The following is a 19,452-nucleotide window of genomic DNA, read 5'->3' as shown; positions in this document are numbered from 1 at the left end:
CGACTCACTCGAATTGAGCGCCATTTGCTCAATGGAGGTTTCGTAAAGAGTCTGTCAAGAACGGTGAAATTCACCGTTTTCGCGTCGCACGCGCTCGGTTCGTATCACCGTCGCGGTTGAATCAAGAACCAGTCGAACCGCATCTCTCTCGTGACGCAACACGACCTCGTATTCGTCGGGATTGGACTCGATTTGCTCGGATGTCCAGTCCCCCTTGTAGAGATGTTCGTTGAACTCCCAGATGCCCTGTGAACTCACATCGACACCCCGGTCCCAGTGGAACGCTATCGACGCTGGATGGTGGACGACACTGTACGTCAGTGGGCTGTTGTACTCCCGAAGACACTCCTCACACGTACTCGTCACGAGAAACGAGTCAGCGTCGGGCAACGGATTCCCTGGCACTTCGATTATGTCGGCGGAGAGGTGAGCCCCACATTCTGGGCACATCCCGATTCGAAGTTGCTTGGCGACCTCCGCACTTTGTCGTTTGACGCTCTGAATCAGTGCATTATCGTCGTGGGTCTTCACTTGGGCAGGGGTTATCGGCTGCCCCGTAACTGGTTTCTCACACGCCGAACAGTCGATACGGAAAAACTGGTGTGAGAGAAATGCTTCAAGCGCCTCTTCTCCACAGAAGACGCACACACCCTCAACCGGTTTGGGGCCGAAGGAATCCGGTTGCTGGTAATTTCCGGATAAGATGAACCGGACGATGCGTTCGCCAGCGTGCGTAAGCGAGTACCCGTCGTCGCTTTTCCGTAGGTACGTCCCTGTCAGCTCGCTCAAGTGGTACGACAGCTTCGACGTATTCTCGACCTCTACGTAGTCATAGATTTCAGAAAACGCAAGTTCAGTAGATCCTGACCCGACCTCTTCGAGTTCATACTGGGCAACTGCGACAGCGCGAAGGATGTCGACTCGAGTGTCGTCAGCGAGAAGCCGAAAAATGTCCGTAACCGAGTAGTTTTCCGTCATTGTCCTCCGTATTTACTCTCTGTTCAGCGGCAATATTGAAACCCGGGTCGTCCTCACCGGAGCAACGCCGAAAACGAAGCAGGCAAATCGTTCACGCCGTACTGCGGCAGAATTGGGCGGTGGCCTCACCGCCCCAACGATTCCTCTCGCCTCGTGACTCAAACTCACGTTTCACCCTCGAAAATCGTTAACACCCGAAGCGCCGAACGGCGAGGCATGCCGCCTTCCAGACGACGAATCCTCGAACTGACTGCGCTTTCGATGACGACACTCGGTGGGTGTTCGGCACTCGGTGACCCACCGCCGGAGGGGACGCCCACGGAGACACCCGACGGAACTGAGCCGCCCGACCCGACGGCGACGCCGACCGACGCTCCGGCCTCGGAACTCCTGTGTGGTACCGGACCGCTCCCCGATTCAGGGTGGCCGCTGTCGGAGCGCTCTGTCGGTCGGACGAACTACGCACCCGACGGCGACGGGCCGGCGGAGAAACCGAGTGCGGAGTGGTCGGTAACGGCGACGGCGCCGGAGCGCGGCGAGGTTCGCTTCACTCGGCCTATCGTCGCCGACGACCGCATCTACGTCGCCCGGAACGTCGTCGTCGGAACCTCCGTTCCGAAACCGGACAAGCAGTATCTGCAGGCGTACGACGCTGCGACAGGCGACCGCCTGTGGGAGTACGCGATAGCGGGGACGCCGCAGGCGGTCGCGACCACCGACGAGGCGGTGTTGGTGGCCGACCGGAGTACACTCCACGCCGTCGAATACGGTGGCGAGTCGGCACGGTGGACGCACGAACCCGACGGTGGCGTCGACGACGTACTCCCGATTCCGGACGGCGTGTTGGTCGCCTCGACGCGGGCCGACAGCGACGACACGGTTGTCGCGCTACTCTCCGATGGCGAGGTCGAGTGGGACGTGACTGTCGACGCGTGGCTGGATTCCTCGCTCGGGTGGACCGACGGTCGGGCGTATCTCGCGACAAACGGCGCGGAACTCGTCGCCATCGACACCGACGAAGGCGAACAGCTGTGGACCCGCAACCTCCACGACCGCGAGGACAGGAACCCGGCGACGCTGCTCGTGACGCCGTGTGCGGTGTTCGTCGCGGTCGATGAAGCGTTATACGCCGCCGACCGCGACGGGGAAGTCGCGTGGTCGGTCAACAAGTCGTTCCGGGATTTGGCGACCGACGGCGAGTACATATACGGCGTCGACGGCGACGGCTACGCCCGTTCGCTGTCCATCGAGGACGGCGACGAAGACTGGGAAGAGTTCCGTGGCGCCGTGAACGAACGCTACACTGACGGGTTCTTCGACGGGCTGGCAATCGACGACGAGACGCTGTATGCGGGAACGCTGGAGGATGGCCTCCTCGCCATCTCGACGAACTCCGGCGACGTACGGTGGGTACTCGAACGCGACCTCGACGGGGTTAGCGTGTCGGTCGTCGACGACACGCTGTACGCCGCGTGGGGGAATCGACTGCTCGCGTTCCGGTAGCGCCTCGGTACTCCACCCGTCAGGGATGTCGAAACGCGACCCTTCCTCGAAATATGGTCTGCCTTCAGTGGAGAATCCCGCCCAACAACGCCTCTCGAGGGTGAATATACTGGTTGGCAAGTCCCATCTCACGGGAATGGCTGGCAGATTTTTTATCAGTGGTCACGATAGAGTAGACGTTGGCACACAACACGACATACCATGACATACACACTCGAAATCAGCGACGACCTCAAAGAACGACTGGATAACCACCTCGAGGAGGACGAATCGCACGAGGAATTCATCGAGGAACTCGTCTCCGTATACGAGACGGAAGGTGCGTTCCTCCAAGAGGGCTATTCGGAGTAAGTGCTCGTTCGAGCTGCGTTCGAACCGGTACAGCGCAAAAACCCACCCCGTAGGGGTGGCTGGAGTCGTCGCGGCTTCATCAACCGGGTCGACGAGCCGGGAGTCAGTACTCGGGTCGCTGGCCGCGAATGATGTCGCCTAGCTGTTGGTGTTCGTCGGCGAGGAGCTCCGTCACGTCATCGGCGGTGATGATTCCGACGAGGGTATCGCTCTCACAGACGGGGAGCCGACGGATTCCGTGGTCCGCCATCAGCGTCGTGGCTTCGTAGAACCCGGCGTCGGGTTCGGCCGTCTGGAGGTCACTGGTCATCACGTCTTCGGCGGTCTGTTCGGTCGGGTCGCTTCCCTCGCCGATGACGCGGACGGCCAGGTCTCGGTCCGTGACGATTCCGACGGCGGTCTCGCCGTTCGTAATCACGACACTTCCGACGTTCTCCTCGTCCATTGTCGCTGCGAGTTCGGTGACGGAGGTCTCCGGGTCGGCCGTCACGGCGTCGCTTCGAGCGAGGTCTTCGATTGGCATTGGTGGTCACCCACAAGGAGAGACGGTCTCCCGTGAGTAATGGATGGCCTTCGTTCCTACTGGGTAGGAATCACCACGGTGCGTATGCCAAGTGTTGACGTACTAATCCTCCGCAGCCCCACCGAATCCGTCGAGGTGTTCGGCTCGGCTTCCTACGCCGATAGCGGACGTAACCGTCAGGCCCGTTCTGCCGTCGGTTTCCTGGCCTCGATAGTCGCGCTGACGACGTACTCGCTCATGTCGCGCTCGTCGTCCCACTCGCTGATGAACTCGGCACTGTCGTCTTTCGGCGCGACGTGAACGTCGACGAATCCGGCGTTGTTGAGCATCCGTTCGATGGCCTCAATGGGCGATGCACCGGCGACACAGGCCGCCAGTGAGTCCGGGTCCTCCCGGACGGCGTCCGGAAGCGATGCGGTCAGGACCACGTCGGAGATGGCCAGCCGTCCACCGGGGGCCAGCACACGGAATGCCTCCCTGAACACCTGCGCTTTGGCCGGCGAGAGGTTGACGACGCAGTTCGAGATGACGACGTCGACGCTTCGGTCGGCTACGGGGAGGTGTTCGATTTCGCCGAGTCGGAACTCCACGTTCGTCGCGTCGTTTTTCGCGACGTTCGCTCGAGCTTTTCCGACCATCTCGGGTGTCATGTCGACGCCGATGACGTGGCCTTCGTCACCGACTTCACGTGCGGCGAGGAAGCAGTCGAAACCGGCTCCCGAACCCAGATCGAGAACCGTCTCGCCCGCCTCGAGGTCGGCGATGGCCTTGGGATTCCCGCACCCGAGGCCGAGGTCCGCCCCCCCCGGCGACCGCCTCGATATCGTCGGCGGCGTATCCGAGTCGCTCGCTGTCCGTCCCCATCGAATCGTCACAGCAGGCGTCCGCGTTCCCTGCCGTGTCAGAACAGCAGGAACTCTCACCGTCGTCGATAGCGATGTCGGCGTATCGCTCCCGGACGAGGCGGCGCTGTGCGTCGGCGTCGCGGTCGGGCGAGGCGTCCTCGGAGGGCGGTGTCTCACTCATCGTCGGTCCTGAGTGCGTCAAACGTCTCGACGAGCTGTTCGGCGTCGTCGGTCAGGCTGTAGTATCGCCAGGACCCCTCCTTCCGGCGAGTCACCAGCCCCGCCGAGTAAAGGCGTGAGAGGGCCTGACTGACCGCGCTCTGACTGAGGCCGACCGCGGCTTCGAGGTCGCAGACGCAGACGTCGCTCTCGGCAGCGCGGATGCGACGAACCAGTTCGTACCGGGTGTCGTTGCCTAGCGCCGACAGCAACTGCACGTCAGCGACGACTGTGTCCTCCTCGACTTTGGGTACTTCAGCACAGCAGGCAGTCCCGGCTGTTCCCTCGGACTGCTCGGCCCGTGAGATAGGGTCGGTCTCATCTCGACTCATAGTAGTAAGTGCTAATATAAGCATATTCTAATATAGTAGTTGCGGTACCCCCCGACGTGTCGGTAGCTGGACGAGCAGATTCCCCAAGGGCGGTTTTTACGCATCGACTAGCGTTCCGAAACTGATTCCTGCTCCCCCGAAAAGGTATGAATGGGATTCTCTACGTAATGGTCGACCCAACAACGGCGCCGCTCAGCGAACTCATATTACATCTCCTCCTCGCGGGTGGGCTCGGGGCACTCATCGGTCTGGAACGGGAGCAAAGCGAGTCTGGGGGGTCCTTCGCGGGGAGTCGGACGTTCCCGCTAATCGCACTCTACGGAGCGCTCGTTCAGGCCTTCTTCCCGGCGGTGCTGCCCGTGGCACTCGGAATACTTGTCGTGCCTCTCGCTGTCGCGTACCTCGGGAAAATCTGGTACGAAGACGATATCGGCTTGACGACGCTCGTGGCCGCCCTCCTTACGGCCGTTCTCGGTGCAGTCGTGATGCACTCCGACCGCGGCGCGCTCATCGCGATTATCGTCGGCGGCGCCGTCACGGTCCTGCTCTCGGTGAAAGACCCGCTACACGACTTCGTCGACCGAATCGACGACAGCGAACAGCGGGCGTCGGCGAAGTTCATCCTGGTCGTCCTCGTCGTGTTGCCGGCACTCCCCGACCGGTCGCTCGACGTCCTCTATGGCCTCAATCCGAGATTCATCTGGTTGATGGTCGTCTTCGTCACTGGGCTCGGGTTCGTGGCGTACGTGCTCGGACAAACGCTCGGCCCCGAACGGGGAATCGCTCTCACGGGAATCGTCGGTGGGTTCGTCTCGTCGACGGCAACGACGGTCTCGATGGCGGAGAAGACGACCCAAAACGAGACGCTGTATCACGTCTGTGCCTTCGCGGTCGTCACCGCCTCCATCGTGATGTTCCCCCGAGCACTCATCGAAATCGCCGTGGTCAACCCCGCCCTGCTCTCGAGTGCCGCAGTGCCGCTGGGAGCGATGACCGCCGTCGGTGCGGTTGCTGCCGGGGTGTTGTACTGGCGAACTGCGTCCGATGAAACGGTCGAACCGGAGGAACTCAAGAACCCGTTTCGACTGCAGCCCGCGCTCCTCTTCGGGGTCATCTTCGCGGCCGTGTTGCTCGTCTCCGAATACGCCAACGAGTGGTTCGGAGCGTCGGGCGTGTACGCGACGGCGTTCGTCTCCGGCCTCGCCGACGTCGATGCGATGACGATAACGCTGAGCCGACTCGCAGCCGAGGGGGCCGTCTCGACGGAAGTCGCCACGACGGGAATCGTCATCGCGGCTATCGCCAACACCTTCGTCAAGGCCGTGTTGGCGTGGGTGCTCGGTTCCTACAGATTGGGCAGGCTCGTGTCGATCGTCCTCGGCGTCGTCGTCCTGAGTGGGCTGGTTTTCCTCCTCGTTTGAACCGCCTGGGTCCTACGGACTCGCGCGGACAGTGGTCTATCCCTACAGTGGCTGGGGGTTGAGACGACACCGGATGTATTTTCTGGAACGGATATTGTCGCCTCTACACGTTCGATTCCACCGCTTTCGCATTTTACCCAACTGATATTAACATATAGAAAACTGAATTTTTCAGAAGTGTACAAAAGGTACGTTCTTACTAATATATTATTGTTGTGCTGGGTACTACCCAGTGGGAATCGCGTGGCTACTCATTAGATAGGGTTCCGTAGCGCAGGATGAATGGGCCCAATTACACTGCTGAGTGCTGTCGAACCGGGGTGGGCGGCGTTGCTCGCTCCGGAGATCGCGAGCCGCATGCAGTTCGGATGGACGATCTCCGTTCACATCATCTTCGCGTCCCTCTCGATCGGGCTCGCACCATTTATTATCTACTTCACGTGGAAAGACGTGCGGACGAACGAGCAGCAGTATGCCCGATTGCGCTCGTTCTGGGTGAAGGTGTTCGCCGTCGGCTTCGTGATGGGTACTGTCACCGGGATTCCGATGAGCTTCCAGTTCGGCACGAACTTCCCACGGTTCTCCGAGGTGGCCGGTGAGCTAATCGGCGGTCCGTTGGCCTTCGAAGCGAAGATGGCGTTCTTCCTGGAAGCCGTCTTTCTCGGCGTGTTGCTGTACGGCCGCGACCGCGTGACGGACCGTACGTACGTTCTCTCGTCGGTCCTCGTCGGCGTCGGCGCCTGGCTGTCGGGGTTCTGGATTCTGGTCGTCAACGCTTGGATGCAGACCCCACGGGGCTACGAGATGGTCACCCGCAACGGGATGGAGATCGCCCAACTAACCGATCCGATCGCCGCGTTCCTCACTCCGCGACTCCCCTGGATGTACGTTCACATGATGAACGCATCGGTAATTTCGGTCGCACTGCTGGTCGCGGGCGTCTCGGCGTACATCGTCTGGAAGAAGCCCGACACGGAAGCCTGGAACACCGCACTCAGGCTGGCTGTCGTACTCCTGCTTATTTCCGCCCCGTTCCAGGCGGTCCACGGCGACGCCTACGGCCGCCACGTCGAGGACACCCAACCACAGAAGTTCGCCGCGATGGAGGCCCACTACGAGACAGGACAGGCCGACCTGCACCTGCTCGCGTTTCCGAAGTCACTCGAGGCACTCACCGACCCGCGCGCAGAGAACCTCGTCACCGTGAGTCTCCCCGCTGTCGGGTCGTTCCTCGCCAGTGGCGGGGACTTCGACACCGAGGTCATCGGACTGAACGAATACGAGGAGAACCCCCCCGTAGCACTCGTGTTCTGGTCGTTCCGCTTCATGGTCGGACTCGGATTCCTGTTCATCGGGCTGGCGCTGTGGGGCGGTTACCTCACGTACCGCGGACGGCTGTCCGACAGCACACGCTACCTGAAGGCGATGATTGCTGCATCGCCATTCGGCTACGCTGCGTTGCTCACCGGCTGGTACGTCACCGAAATCGGCCGCCAGCCGTGGGTCATCCAGGACGAACTCAGGACCAGCGAGGCGGTCTCAGCGATACTAACCGGGACGGAGGCGACACTGACCCTGGTCGGGTTCGTCGTCGTCTACGTCGGGTTGGTGCTGACAGCCCTGTACGTCCTGAAGTGGCTGGTCCGGGAGGAACTCCAGGCGCTCGGTGTCCGAGAGTCGAGTGAGGGCCGCTGGCACGGTCCGATTCCGGGGGTGGGCGATGATGACTGACCCGTTGTTGCCCGTCGACGCCTACCTCGTCGAGTCGCTGCCGGAGATATGGTTCGGCGCTGTGCTGTTCGCACTGGGGATGTACGTCGTCCTCGACGGCTTCGACTTCGGTATCGGAATGCTGTACGCGACCCGGACGGACGAACACGAGCGGGAGACGTTCCTGGCGGCGTTCGGCCCGGTCTGGGACGCCAACGAGGTGTGGATTGTCGCCTTCGGGACGATGCTGCTGGCGGCGTTTCCACGGGTGTACTCTCGCCTCCTTGCGGACAACTATCTGCTCGCAATCGGGTTCGTCCTCGCGTTGGTGTTCCGCGGACTCGGCCCGGAACTTCGCGAGCAGCGCGACGACGAACGGTGGACGCGCTACGCCGACTACGCCTTCGTCGGCGGCAGCGTGTTCGCGCCGCTGCTGTTCGGGATGCTCGCCGGCCGCTGGCTGTTCGGCGGGGCGACACTGCCGGTGGTGCTGACTGGCGTCGGTCTGGTCGCCGTCTCCGTCGTCACGGGTGCGGCGTTCCTCGCGGCCAAAACCGAGGCCGGTCTGGCGTCGGAACTGCGTGCGTACGGTATCGGCGCGACAGTTGCGTACCTCGGCGGGGTGGTCGTGCTGCTGGGAACTGTCGTCCTGACCGACGCGGGCGGCGCTGCCGACGCGGTGCTCTCGCTTCCCGTGGCTACAATCGTCGTCCTCTCGGTCGTTGTGGGGCTGGGCGGGAGCGTGCTGGCCAGACGCGGCTGGTACCGTGCCTGGCTGGCGAGCGCGCTGGCGCTCCCCGCACTGTTGACGATGTTGGTCGCAGTGCTGCTGTACCCGACGATTTATCCGCCGACCGGGTTGCTGGTCAGGGAAGCGGTCGTGTCGCCGCTGGCGCTGAACCTCGTGACCGTCCTCGGGTTCCCGGTGCTGCTGCTGGTGCTGTGGTACTTCAAGTTCCTCTACGGCGTGTTCAGCGGCCCAATCGAGGGCGAGGGCTACGGCGGGTGACACAATCGCCGGGAGCGAGCATCTGGACCCACGAGAGAACCAAAATTCTATGTAATCATCCAAGCAAGCTTCAGGGACAACGAATAAATGAGTTCTATCTTTTTCTTTCTCTCTTTGAGTGCCGGATGGCCGCTACAGCTACTCCCTGTGCAGCTTCCTGTCTCGACCGACGTGGTCGTCGTACTGGCCATCATCGCTATCGTCTTCGTCCTCTTCGTCACCCAGCCGGTACCGATCGACGCCACCGCGGTCGGCCTCATGGTCGCCCTCGTCCTCCTCGGCGAGTGGACCGGCGTGTCGCCAGCGCAGGGGGTCTCTGGATTCTCGAATCCCGCGACGCTCACCGTCCTGGCGATGTTCGTCCTGAGCGAAGGCGTCCGACGGACCGGCGTTATCCAGATTCTCACGCGGAAACTGATCGCGTTCGCCGGGGATGACGAGTTCCGGCAGCTGCTCGCCACGGTCACGCTCTCCGGGCCGCCCGGCGGGGTCGTCAGCAACGTCTCGGTCGTCGCCGTGTTGATACCGGCGATAATGAACCTCGCCCGGCAGACGAAGACGTCGCCCTCGAAGCTCCTGATACCACTGTCGTTCGCCTCGATGCTCGGCGGCATGCTCACCGTCGTCGGGACGATAACGAACCTCTTGGCAAGCGAAGTGTGGGTCCAGGTGGGTGGTCCCGACGCACAGCCGTTCGCGCTGCTCGAGTTCACGCACCTGGGTGCCATCGTCTTGCTCGTCGGGGTCGTGTATCTGCTCACTGTGGGTCGATACCTCACTCCGGCACGGATCGAGCCGGCGGAATCGCCCACCGACGCGTTCGGCATGACCGACTACCTCACCGACGTCGTCGTCATGGAGGACTCGCCGCTCGTCGGTTCTCGGGTCGGGGAACTGAGCGAACAGGACCTCGATCTCGACGTGTTCCAGATCGTCCGAGGCAACCGGACGCTCGCCCGCGGACTCGGATCCGAACGGATCCAGACCGGCGACGTCCTCTCCGTCAGAGCCGACCAGGAGACCCTCCAGGAGGTCATCGAGCAGGAGCACCTGCAGCTGTTACCGGAGGTTCTGGAGGCGGCCACGGAGGACGATCCTTCCTTCCCGCCCGGCTTCTCGCCACGCCGTCACGGCTGGGAGCCGTCCGAAGCGGAATCCACCGACTCCCTCGCCGAGGCCGAGACGTCTAGCGAAGACACAGAAGAGGACGGCGACGAGACGGATGAAGAGGCTCCCGACGAGGAGATCGAACTCACCGAAGTCGTGCTACTGCCCGGCCCCTGGTCGAGTCGGCGCAGCGGTGTCGCGGACTTCGAGCGCGACTACGACGTGACAGTGCTGGCGATCCGGCGCGGCGACGAGGTGATCCGCCAGCGTCTCCGAGAGGTCCGGTTACAGGCCGGCGATGTCATCCTCGTCCAAGCGCCCGACCAAGTGCTCGACCGCATCGCGAGGGACACGAACGTCGCCATCGCGGGCGAGGACAGATGGGAGGATTTCGACCGGTCGAAGATCCCCATCGCGCTGGGAATCCTCGCCGGCGCCCTCGGACTCGCGGCACTTGACGTCCTCACGCTCATGGTGAGTGCATTGACCGGCGTCGCGGCGATGTTCTTCACGGGCATCCTCACGCCCGAGGAGGCGTACGAGGCCGTCGACTGGGAGGTAATCTTCATGGTGGCAGGTGTCATCCCACTCGGCATCGCGGTCGAGACGTCCGGGACGGCGGCCCTCATCGCCGACCTCGTCGTTTCCGGCAGCGTACTCCTGCCCGTAATCGCGGTTCTGGGGCTGTTCTACCTGGGGACTGCGATTATCACGGAGATGGTCAGCAACTCCGCCAGCGTCGTGTTGCTGCTGCCAATCGGGGTCGAAGTTGCCGGCCAACTCGGCGCCAACCCCTTCGCGTTCGTAATGGCCGTGACCTTCGCGGCCAGCACCCCGTTACTGACTCCTGTCGGCTACCAGACGAACCTGATGGTCTACGGGCCGGGCGGCTACAAATTCACGGACTTCGCACGCGTCGGCGCACCGTTACAGTTGATACTAACTGTCGTGACGACTGTTGGCATCGCGTTTTTCTGGGGCCTGTGACTTTAGCGGACGTTCGGATGCCTGTGGCCTTCGGGAGTCTGTATTGACAAACCTACTTCACTGAGATGACGGGTACATCAACACGGCGAATAACACGTTCGGTAGTACTACCGAGGACGAACCGACGTATGCCCTTTTGGCCGTGAGTCCCCATTACGATACAATCGACATCGTGCTCCGCCGCATATCTGGCAATCTCAAGATAGGGCGGACCATTCAGCATCGAAGTTTCAGTCGGCAAGTACGTCGACGATTGGACCTGCTCGAGGGCGAGGTCGAGTGCCTTCTCACCGATTTCCTCGAGCGCTTCTCGTAGTCTTCGGACTCTATCGCCGTTGATTACTTGTCCCGTCTCGACGACGTAGATGACGTGCAGTGTCCCGTCGACCGACCTCGCCAGTTTACCCGCTTGATCAACAGCAGTCTGTGCACACTCGCTGCCATCGGTGGGAACGAGTATTGAGCTGATGTCCGGATCGATAACTGTCTCCTCGTGAACAGTCATAACTGGTACGGGAGACTCGCGTAGGGTCTGTTCGGCAACGCTTCCGAGGAGAATCCGGCTGAGTCCACTCCTGCCCTGGGTTCCCAGCACGATACAGTCGATACTATGCTCGTCAGTGTAGGTGAGAATCTCTTGATGAATCGACTTTGTTTTTTCAATGACCACCTTCGTAGCCTCGACATCAGAAGAGGCAGCCAATTCGATAGCCGCTTGTACTGCTTCCTCGCCATCTCGGGCGGTGGTATTGTCACCACCAGTACCAGTGGCGGTTTGGTCGGGTTCAAGGACGTGAATAACGTGTAGTTCCGCGTCGAACTGATCGGCGAGTGAAACAGCTGCTTCAGCTGCATTCGACGAGGCTTCACTGCCGTCAGTCGGTAGTAGAATGCGTTGGAACATGACTGGTATTTAACTGGGCTATTGGACGTTGTTGCGATAAACGGTTCCCCTCCCCCTACCCTGGTTCTTGAACGGTCAGGTATCGAACCTGTACAGCTACGTTGCGACCTGCAAGCTCATCGATACGGGTGTTCAATCGATTACCCAGTTCTGGCGGGGCTTCTCCTCGAGGAGCACCGACCAAGATAGTTACCTTGGAGGGGCGCTGGGCGATGAGATTCTCCGAATATTCGAACTGGACCTCGAGTAGAACGAACTCTGAATAACCCGGTTCATCGAGAATCGACTGGATATCATTTTGAATCGATTGCTCGGAAGTGGCAGTCTGATACGAGGAGAGCGTAACAGTTCCGAGGAATGCAGAAAGGATCAGAATGCTAATCAGGAGAACGCCGACGCGCTTGGCGAACGTCTTTCTGGTCTGCTCCATACGGAACCAACTCTCAGGCCGGTATCCCATATACCAGAGTACAAGGAGTGCGGCGAGATTGATCGACAAAACGTTAACGAGGAGCAACACGCTGGAGCCCACGGCGAGTGCTGTATTCCCCCACGCAATGGCGATACCGACTGTCGCTGCGGGTGGGACGAGTGCTACTGCGATCATGACGCCAACGAGGGCCGATGAGAGGCCCGAAGCAAGGCTAATCACGCCAGCGACACCGGACCCGAGGGCAACCACGAGTGACAGAACATCCGGCCGAAATCGTTCTCGGATTTGCGAGATAGACAGAATATCTAATCCAGGTGGGACGAGATTCCCTGTTCTGATGAGAATCGCGAAAAGAGCGGCACTCGCTATTGTGAGGATCGCCCCGATGATTTGCAGCTTGACACCGTCTCTAAAGAGGTCGCGGTCCCGGAAGACCGTGCCAACGCTTGTAGCCATTGCGGGGCCAATGAGCGGTGCGATTACCATCGACCCGACGACGACCGCAGCAGAATCCAGAAGCAATCCTGCCGTCGCAATGATCGCACTCACGATCGTCATGCCAGCATATATTGGCATGGACACTGGGACGAGTTCCTCAGCAGCACTTTGGAGTTCTTCGCGGGCAATCTGCTCCGGACTCTCTTCGTCTTCCGTGAACCGTTCCTCGAGTTCGTCGTAATCGCGTGAAACAACGGTTTGTGTCTCGACCGTCACCGTAATCGCGTCGTCGTTTATGCCCGTCTCCCGGAGACGCTCCAGAACGGGTTCGACAGCGTTCGTCGGGAGCGGGAAATGAACGGCACACGTGTATTCACGGTTGCTCGTCTCATCAGTGAGCGTATAACTAATGTCTTCATCGTCCAGAACATCGAGAACAGCGTCCTGCTTCCCGACGGGGACAGTCACAAAAACGAGCCGAGCCATGGGTGCTACAACTCACCCGTACCCGATAAATGGTCTCCCGTCCGGTGGTGCCTCCTACCGATATCGAAGGATGGTGACCGTTCTAAGCCGAATCTGGGGTCGTTAGGGCGCTTGGTACGAGGCTGTAGAGACAGAATACTGTGGACGTCGGCGAGGTGCTGTATGCCGCATGGAGGAACCGACTGCCCGCCGTTCGATAGGGCCTGATTTCGCTGTCACCCGCTCTGAGCCCTCTCCGACGCCGAAATCACGACTATTGACTCGCTGCCAGTGGTGGGTGACTGGCTCTCCCAACTGCCCATAATTAATATAACGACAGCCACACAACATCTTTAAGAGAGATATTTGTGACTAATACTCACACTAGGTCACCTCGTCTCGTCTTCGTTGGCGGTCCAGAAGACCAGCGTTCGTCCACGCGGGCGGCGCTTTCGGAGGTGGGGTTCGATGTCGAGTCCGCCGACACCGCCGCGGCGTGTCTCGACGCCATCGCGGAGGGGTCGGTCGATGCAGTCGTTACTGCGTACGAACTCCCCGAATCGACCGGTGTCGACCTCGTTCAGTCGGTTCGGGAACGGTTCGCGACCCTCCCGGTGGTGCTGTCTCCGGCGGACGGTTCGGAGCGAATCGCCGGTAAAGCTCTCGCGGAAGGCGCAAGCGGCTACGTCGGGAGCGACCAATCGCCGGCGGTACTCGTCAGTCGACTGGAGGCGTGTCTGGCCGAGCGTGACTCCCCCGACGAGGAGACCGGCCGGTATCGGAACCTCATCCAGACGTCGCCGGCGCCGATAAACATCTTCGACGAGGACGGAACCACGCTCTGGGGCAACGACGCCGTCGTCGAGTTGCTCGGACTTTCGAGTCGGTCGGAGCTCATCGGCCGGTCGATATTCGAGTTCATCCACCCCGAGGATCAGGAAATCGCCGAATCCGAACTCGCCGAAATCGTCACGGAGGAAATAGCGACCGGCCCGACGTACATGCGCCTCGTTCGCGACGACGGGGAGATTCGACACGTCCGCATCGCCACGGCGCCGGGTCGCTTTCAGGGTGAGCGAATCGGACAGGCCGTCGCCGTCGACGTGACGGCGCTGCGGACCCAGGAACGGCGACTCGAACGCCTCAACGAACTCCTCGCGGAGTGGATCGAAAGCGAAACGAAGGCGTCGATTGCCGAGAGCCTCGTCGGTGCGGCCGAAGCGGAACTGAACCTCCCAGTCACTGCGGTTTTGTTTCTCGACGAGGAGACCGGGGAGTTACGACCGGTTTCACAAACGGCGGGCGCTCAAACGCACCTCGACAACGCGGCACTCCTCCCGAAGGACGGGGGCCTCGCGTGGGAGGTGTTCCTCTCGGGCGACGCGAACGTCGTCGAGAATCCCGGAGACGGAATACTCGAGGGGGAGGCACCCGTCGAACAGGTGTATCTCGAACCGCTGGGTCGCCACGGCGTCCTCGTCGTCGGTGCCGACGCCGGGGAGTGCGACTTCGTCGAAATCCTCACCGAGAACCTGCGGGCGATGTTCGACCGCATCGAGCGGGAGTCGCTTCTCAGCCAGCGTGAGACGCTGCTGGCGGAGCAAAACGAGCGACTCGGTCGACTCGAACGAATAAACAGCGTCGTCCGCAACGTCGCCAAGGGCTTGGTCGGGGCATCGACGCGGGCGGAAATCGAGACGGCCGTCTGTCGGGAACTCGTCGACACCGACCTCTACACGCTCGCGTGGGTCGGCGAGCACGAACCGTCGACGGGAGCGGTCCGGCCGCGGGCGTCCGCTGGCGACGAACGGGGCTATCTCGATGCGGTTTCGATTTCGGCCGACGACAGCGAGACGGGACAGGGTCCGGCGGGCCGAGCGATTCGGACCCACGAGTCACAGGTGGTGGACGACACCCTCACCGACCCGCCGTTCGAACCGTGGCGTGAGGCCGCACTCGAACGTGGCTATCGGGCGGGCATCTCGCTACCGTTGGTGTATCGCGACAGCCTCTACGGCATTCTCAACATCTACTCGACGCAGCCGGAGGTGTTCGACGACGACGAACGAGAGGTTCTCGAGGAGTTGAGCGACCTCGTCGCTCACGCCATCAACGCCATCGAGAGCAAACGGGCGCTCGTGAGCGATTCGGTCGTCGAACTGGAGTTGGAACTGCAGTGGGAGGCCTCGGCGTATCCGCTCGTCGAGTTCCTCGAAGCGGAGTCGGGACGCACCTTCGAACTCGAGGCGACCATTCCCGCGGAGGAAGACACCTACCGGATTATCTCGACGTTCGAGGGCGTCTCGCCGGACGCCGTCGAGGCCTTCACTGAGCGAACCCGAACGGTTCACAGCGTCCAACTGCTTGGCCGACGCGAGGATGCCTGTACCGTCGAGTGTGTCGTCGCCGATGACAACGTCGTGTTCTGGCTCATCGACCACGGCGCCGTCCCTCGTTCGCTTACGCTGTCTCACGACAGTGGGCGACTCGTCGTCGAACTGCCAGCGGGCGCCGATGTCAGGCGGTTCATCGAGATGCTGGCCGCGGAGTTCGGCGACGTTGAACTGCGCAGCCGACGCGACCACGAACGGAGCGTCCGCCCCCGGCAGACGTTCCTGACGACCGTCGAGAACCGCCTCACCGACCGGCAACGGGAAATCCTCGAAACGGCGTACTTCAGCGGGTACTTCGAGAAGCCTCGCCGACGGACGGGGGGCGAAATCGCCGAGTCCATCGGCATCTCACAACCAACGTTCAGCGACCACCTCCGAGCAAGCCAGCGAAACCTGCTGGAGTTGCTCTACGAGGACCGAACCGTTGAGTAAACGGTTCGCGATACGGACGAACGTCGGTGAAGAGTCGTGGTACCTCGACCCTCGGAAGGGTTATCCGTAACTGAACTCTCCATTTGTTTGTAATGGCAAACGGTAAGGTTGATTTCTTCAACGACACAGGCGGCTACGGTTTCATCTCGACTGACGACGGCGACCTCGACGACGACGAAGACGTGTTCTTCCACATGGAGGATGTCGGCGGCGAAGACCTCACGGAAGGTACTGAGGTCGAGTTCGACATCGAGTCCTCGCCCAAGGGGCCTCGCGCAGCGAACGTCGTTCGGCAGTAATAAGACACACCCGTCGCTGTAAGCGACGGACAACAATCTCGATTCTTTGGACGGTTACACCCCCGTAGCTGACGCTATCTCCACACTGACCGCAACACAGTAGTGCTTCCTCGGAGCCCTTCGACGCCACCACCTATATACAAAGCCCCACCTTCGACGTGGTGGCATCAATTTAGTGGCCATCGGTATCCGCCGAGAGCACCTCCGTTCGCGTACGAACAGATGAGTGAAACGGAAATCGGCCGGGGGGACGGGACTCCCGGCGAGAGGGGTGGGGACACGAGCGCGCGAGCGCCTGCTGGCGAGACGACTGAACCGCGGTCTGGCGAGTACGTCCCGCGAATCGGCATCGCCATGGTCGACGAGCGAAACCGAACGCTGCTGAGCGAGTGGCTCGCCCGGACGTACGACGTCGTGACGCTTCGACTCGCGGACGTCTCGCCGACGAAGGCAGCCGACAACATCGACCTCCTGATTCTCGACGGCGCGTCGTACGCGAGACACGAACAGTGGCTCACCGACTACAAGAGCGACCTCCGGCGGTCGTTCCAGCCCGTGTTGCTGTTCGTCCCCGAGACGACAAGTACCGTCCCCGATGTCCACGAACGGGTCGACGATGTCGTCTCGATGCCGACTCAGAAGGCGGTTCTCGAGGCCCGAATCAGTGGGCTGTTGGACCGACGACGGCTCTCCCGGGCGGTGGCCGAACGCGAAGACCGGTTCCGGACGCTGTTCGAGACCGGCCCGGACCCGGCGTTGGTCGTCACCGCCGACGGCACGGCCACCGACTCCAACGCCGCCTTCCGGGAGTTCCTCGGTATATCGAGGGAGGCGGCCAACGGTCGACGACTCGACGAGTTCGAGGCGTTCGACGACGCCGCAGTCGACGCGATGACTGCCGTGGCCGACGCCGCCGACGACCGACGAACCATCACCTACCAGTCGGCGGACGGCACGCGCCACGCCGAGTGTCGGCTCAGCGGGACACTCGACGACAGTACCGCGGCCGACGCCTGCGCCGAACACATCGTGATTCTGCGGGACATCACCGACGAACTCGCCTACAAGCGCGACCTCGAACGGCAGGTCGACCGACTGGACGAGTTCGCGTCCATGTTGGCCCACGACCTGCGGAACCCGCTCGGCATCGCCAACGGGTGGCTGGAGGAAGCCGAGGCCTCCGGCGACTCGATTGCGTTCGAGCGCGTCGATTCGGCTCACGACCGGATGCGATGTATGATAGACGACCTCCTCGCACTCGCGCGAATGGGCGAGGTCATCAGCGACCCGACTGCCGCCTCGGTGCCGGCGGTCGCCGCCGAGGCGTGGGAGAGCGTGGCGACAGCCGAGGCCACACTGCGCGTCGACGACGACCTCGATGCCGCCGTCGTCGATGCGGATGCCGACCGGTTGCAGGACGTCTTCACCAACCTGTTCCGCAACGCCGTCGAACACGGCTCGACGGGTCGAGACGGCGAGACCGGCGGTGCCGGAGACGAACTCACCATCGAGGTCGGTTCCCTCGAGGAGGGGTTCTACGTCGAAGACGACGGGTCCGGATTCGGGTCGACCGACCCCGAGTGTCTGTTCGAGTCGGGGTACACGACCGACGCCGAGGGAACCGGGTTCGGCCTCGCTATCGTAAGACAGGTCGTCGAGGCCCACGAGTGGACCGTTCACGCGACCGACGCCGACGCCGGCGGCGCGCGGTTCGAAATAACCGGTGTCGAGACCCTCCGAGACGCCTGAGATGGCTGGTAGCCTCGCCAACTGTCGATGATTCTTCAGCGCGCTCTTCTGTGGCTGTACTCGGTTGGCGTTGCGATACTCGTCCTCGGGTTGCTGGCATCGCTGTTGGCCTTTTGAAAGGTCAGTACGACCGCCCCGCTGCTGAGGCGGAAAACGGGGGCTGTGCACACGTCGAATTCACCACCTGTTCCCTGGTCTGTGAGACACGATTGAAGATGTACTTTTCACCGTGATGGTAAGCTTTTGCAATCACTAGATATTCCTTTGCGATGCAGATGAAACCTATTTTAGTTACAAAATATGGTTTGTCTACCCTAGTCTTATTTTCTCATACTACGAAGCAAGATTGATGAGCTCAGATCAAGAGCATCTTCGGGAGACTGATTCTGAAGAGCGATTCGATTTTAAAAAGGAGGAGAACTCCGCCTTCCAGACCGAGAAGGGTCTCACCGAGGAGACCATCCGCATCATCTCCGAGGACAAGGACGAACCGGAGTGGATGCTCGAACGGCGTCTCCGTGCCCTCGAACAGTTCCAAGAAATGCCGATGCCGACCGACTGGCCTGGGCAACCGGACCTTTCGGAAGTCGACGTCAACGAAATCGTTCCGTACATTCGGCCGGACGTCGACGTGCGTGCAGGCGTCGACGACTGGGAAGAGTTGCCGGACGATATCAAGGATACATTCGACAAACTCGGTATTCCAGAAGCCGAGAAGAACGCCCTCTCGGGCGTCGGTGCCCAGTACGAGTCTGAAGTCGTCTACCAGAACATGCAGGAGCAGTGGGAAGAGAAGGGTGTCATTTTCTGTAACATGGATGAGGCTGTCCAAGAGCACGAAGACCTCGTCCGTGAGTACTTCATGACGAAGTGTGTGCCGCCGAGCGACAACAAGTTCGCCGCGCTGCACGGCGCCATCTGGTCCGGCGGCTCGTTCGTCTACGTGCCTGAAGGCGTGACCGTCGAGATGCCGGTACAGGCGTACTTCCGGATGAATAGCGAGGGGATGGGCCAGTTCGAGCACACCCTCATCATCGCCGAGGAGAACTCCGAAGTCCACTACATCGAGGGCTGTTCGGCGCCGAAGTATTCGGCGTTCAACCTCCACTCCGGCGGCGTGGAAGTGTTCGTCAAGGAGGGTGCCCACGTCCAGTACTCGACCGTCCAGAACTGGTCGAAGAACACCTACAACCTCAACACCAAACGCGCTATCGCCGAGAAGGACGCCACGATGGAGTGGATTTCCGGTTCGATGGGGTCGAAGGCGACGATGTTGTATCCGTCGACGATTCTGAAAGGGCCAGGCGCGACGGACAACCACATCACCATCGCGTTCGCGGGCGAGGGCCAGAAC

The 19,452-nt window shown here is 61.4% G+C and carries 15 protein-coding genes and 1 pseudogene; 10 read left to right on the top strand and 6 right to left on the bottom strand.

The features are described from left to right. Positions 1–54: 54 nt before the first annotated feature. On the bottom strand, positions 55–978 hold the full coding sequence (locus GJ631_RS06180) for a hypothetical protein (RefSeq protein ID WP_156708313.1): 924 nt from the start codon (positions 976–978) through the stop codon (positions 55–57). A gap of 216 nt (positions 979–1,194) precedes the next feature. On the opposite strand from GJ631_RS06180, the gene GJ631_RS06175 reads away from it, so the two are divergent. Together GJ631_RS06175 and GJ631_RS18505 are read left to right on the top strand one after the other, a co-directional pair. Continuing rightward, the gene (locus GJ631_RS06175; protein WP_156708312.1) at positions 1,195–2,481 is read left to right on the top strand and encodes a PQQ-binding-like beta-propeller repeat protein; all 1,287 of its coding nucleotides are present in this window, start codon (positions 1,195–1,197) and stop codon (positions 2,479–2,481) included. 201 nt (positions 2,482–2,682) lie between these two features. Further along, complete coding sequence (locus GJ631_RS18505) at positions 2,683–2,832, top strand: hypothetical protein (RefSeq protein ID WP_197424867.1); 150 nt, start codon at positions 2,683–2,685, stop codon at positions 2,830–2,832. A gap of 103 nt (positions 2,833–2,935) precedes the next feature. On the opposite strand, the gene GJ631_RS06170 is transcribed toward GJ631_RS18505, so the two are convergent. The 3 genes and pseudogenes from GJ631_RS06170 to GJ631_RS06160 all read right to left on the bottom strand — a co-directional run bounded on the left by GJ631_RS06170 (position 2,936) and on the right by GJ631_RS06160 (position 4,751). Further along, complete coding sequence (locus tag GJ631_RS06170; protein ID WP_156708311.1) at positions 2,936–3,355, bottom strand: CBS domain-containing protein; 420 nt, start codon at positions 3,353–3,355, stop codon at positions 2,936–2,938. A 176-nt stretch (positions 3,356–3,531) separates the two neighbouring features. Then, positions 3,532–4,381 (bottom strand): annotated as a pseudogene (locus GJ631_RS06165) (arsenite methyltransferase). Further along, the gene (locus tag GJ631_RS06160; protein WP_156708310.1) at positions 4,374–4,751 is read right to left on the bottom strand and encodes a metalloregulator ArsR/SmtB family transcription factor; all 378 of its coding nucleotides are present in this window, start codon (positions 4,749–4,751) and stop codon (positions 4,374–4,376) included. Before GJ631_RS06160 ends, GJ631_RS06165 begins: the two are co-directional and overlap by 8 nt. A gap of 167 nt (positions 4,752–4,918) precedes the next feature. Between GJ631_RS06160 and GJ631_RS06155 the strand changes: the two genes are divergently transcribed. From GJ631_RS06155 to GJ631_RS06140, 4 genes are all read left to right on the top strand, one after another. Beyond that, positions 4,919–6,172 carry an MgtC/SapB family protein gene (locus tag GJ631_RS06155; protein ID WP_156708309.1) on the top strand — a complete coding sequence of 418 codons (1,254 nt, stop codon included), beginning with the start codon at positions 4,919–4,921 and terminating at the stop codon, positions 6,170–6,172. A 282-nt stretch (positions 6,173–6,454) separates the two neighbouring features. Then, positions 6,455–7,903, top strand: a complete 1,449-nt coding sequence (locus GJ631_RS06150) for a cytochrome ubiquinol oxidase subunit I (RefSeq protein ID WP_156708308.1) — start codon at positions 6,455–6,457, stop codon at positions 7,901–7,903. After that, the gene (locus tag GJ631_RS06145) at positions 7,896–8,891 is read left to right on the top strand and encodes a cytochrome d ubiquinol oxidase subunit II (protein WP_156708307.1); all 996 of its coding nucleotides are present in this window, start codon (positions 7,896–7,898) and stop codon (positions 8,889–8,891) included. The genes GJ631_RS06150 and GJ631_RS06145 overlap by 8 nt, the downstream gene beginning before the upstream one ends. A gap of 87 nt (positions 8,892–8,978) precedes the next feature. Beyond that, the gene (locus GJ631_RS06140; RefSeq protein WP_156708306.1) at positions 8,979–10,985 is read left to right on the top strand and encodes an SLC13 family permease; all 2,007 of its coding nucleotides are present in this window, start codon (positions 8,979–8,981) and stop codon (positions 10,983–10,985) included. Between the two features lie 52 nt (positions 10,986–11,037). On the opposite strand, the gene GJ631_RS06135 is transcribed toward GJ631_RS06140, so the two are convergent. Next, positions 11,038–11,889: a universal stress protein gene (locus GJ631_RS06135; RefSeq protein ID WP_156708305.1), complete on the bottom strand. Its 852-nt coding sequence runs from the start codon at positions 11,887–11,889 to the stop codon at positions 11,038–11,040. Positions 11,890–11,944: 55 nt separating this feature from the next. Further along, positions 11,945–13,246 (bottom strand): TIGR00341 family protein, encoded by a 1,302-nt coding sequence (locus GJ631_RS06130; protein WP_156708304.1) that lies wholly within the window; start codon positions 13,244–13,246, stop codon positions 11,945–11,947. 347 nt (positions 13,247–13,593) lie between these two features. On the opposite strand from GJ631_RS06130, the gene GJ631_RS19440 reads away from it, so the two are divergent. From GJ631_RS19440 to sufB, 4 genes are all read left to right on the top strand, one after another. Then, on the top strand, positions 13,594–16,050 hold the full coding sequence (locus GJ631_RS19440; RefSeq protein WP_156708303.1) for a bacterio-opsin activator domain-containing protein: 2,457 nt from the start codon (positions 13,594–13,596) through the stop codon (positions 16,048–16,050). 92 nt (positions 16,051–16,142) lie between these two features. Beyond that, a complete protein-coding gene (locus GJ631_RS06120; protein WP_008418277.1) occupies positions 16,143–16,349 on the top strand; it encodes a cold-shock protein in 207 nt (68 codons plus the stop codon). Between the two features lie 222 nt (positions 16,350–16,571). Continuing rightward, positions 16,572–18,098, top strand: a complete 1,527-nt coding sequence (locus GJ631_RS06115) for a PAS domain-containing sensor histidine kinase (protein ID WP_156708302.1) — start codon at positions 16,572–16,574, stop codon at positions 18,096–18,098. Positions 18,099–18,447: 349 nt separating this feature from the next. Next, on the top strand, positions 18,448–19,452 hold a 1,005-nt coding region (gene sufB, locus GJ631_RS06110; protein ID WP_156708301.1), incomplete at its 3' end, for a Fe-S cluster assembly protein SufB.

This window comes from Natronomonas sp. CBA1123, assembly GCF_009741925.1.
Lineage (GTDB): Archaea > Halobacteriota > Halobacteria > Halobacteriales > Haloarculaceae > Natronomonas.
Note: the sequence above shows the minus strand (reverse complement) of the source record. Positions and strands in the feature narration are given on the sequence as shown.

Coding starts and splice junctions, on each gene's coding strand:
- GJ631_RS06180 (WP_156708313.1), bottom strand. CDS start 978: ATGACGGAAAACTACTCGGTTACGGACATTTTTCGGCTTCTCGCTGAC.
- GJ631_RS06175 (WP_156708312.1), top strand. CDS start 1,195: ATGCCGCCTTCCAGACGACGAATCCTCGAACTGACTGCGCTTTCGATG.
- GJ631_RS18505 (WP_197424867.1), top strand. CDS start 2,683: ATGACATACACACTCGAAATCAGCGACGACCTCAAAGAACGACTGGAT.
- GJ631_RS06170 (WP_156708311.1), bottom strand. CDS start 3,355: ATGCCAATCGAAGACCTCGCTCGAAGCGACGCCGTGACGGCCGACCCG.
- GJ631_RS06160 (WP_156708310.1), bottom strand. CDS start 4,751: ATGAGTCGAGATGAGACCGACCCTATCTCACGGGCCGAGCAGTCCGAG.
- GJ631_RS06155 (WP_156708309.1), top strand. CDS start 4,919: ATGGTCGACCCAACAACGGCGCCGCTCAGCGAACTCATATTACATCTC.
- GJ631_RS06150 (WP_156708308.1), top strand. CDS start 6,455: ATGGGCCCAATTACACTGCTGAGTGCTGTCGAACCGGGGTGGGCGGCG.
- GJ631_RS06145 (WP_156708307.1), top strand. CDS start 7,896: ATGACTGACCCGTTGTTGCCCGTCGACGCCTACCTCGTCGAGTCGCTG.
- GJ631_RS06140 (WP_156708306.1), top strand. CDS start 8,979: ATGAGTTCTATCTTTTTCTTTCTCTCTTTGAGTGCCGGATGGCCGCTA.
- GJ631_RS06135 (WP_156708305.1), bottom strand. CDS start 11,889: ATGTTCCAACGCATTCTACTACCGACTGACGGCAGTGAAGCCTCGTCG.
- GJ631_RS06130 (WP_156708304.1), bottom strand. CDS start 13,246: ATGGCTCGGCTCGTTTTTGTGACTGTCCCCGTCGGGAAGCAGGACGCT.
- GJ631_RS06120 (WP_008418277.1), top strand. CDS start 16,143: ATGGCAAACGGTAAGGTTGATTTCTTCAACGACACAGGCGGCTACGGT.
- GJ631_RS06115 (WP_156708302.1), top strand. CDS start 16,572: ATGAGTGAAACGGAAATCGGCCGGGGGGACGGGACTCCCGGCGAGAGG.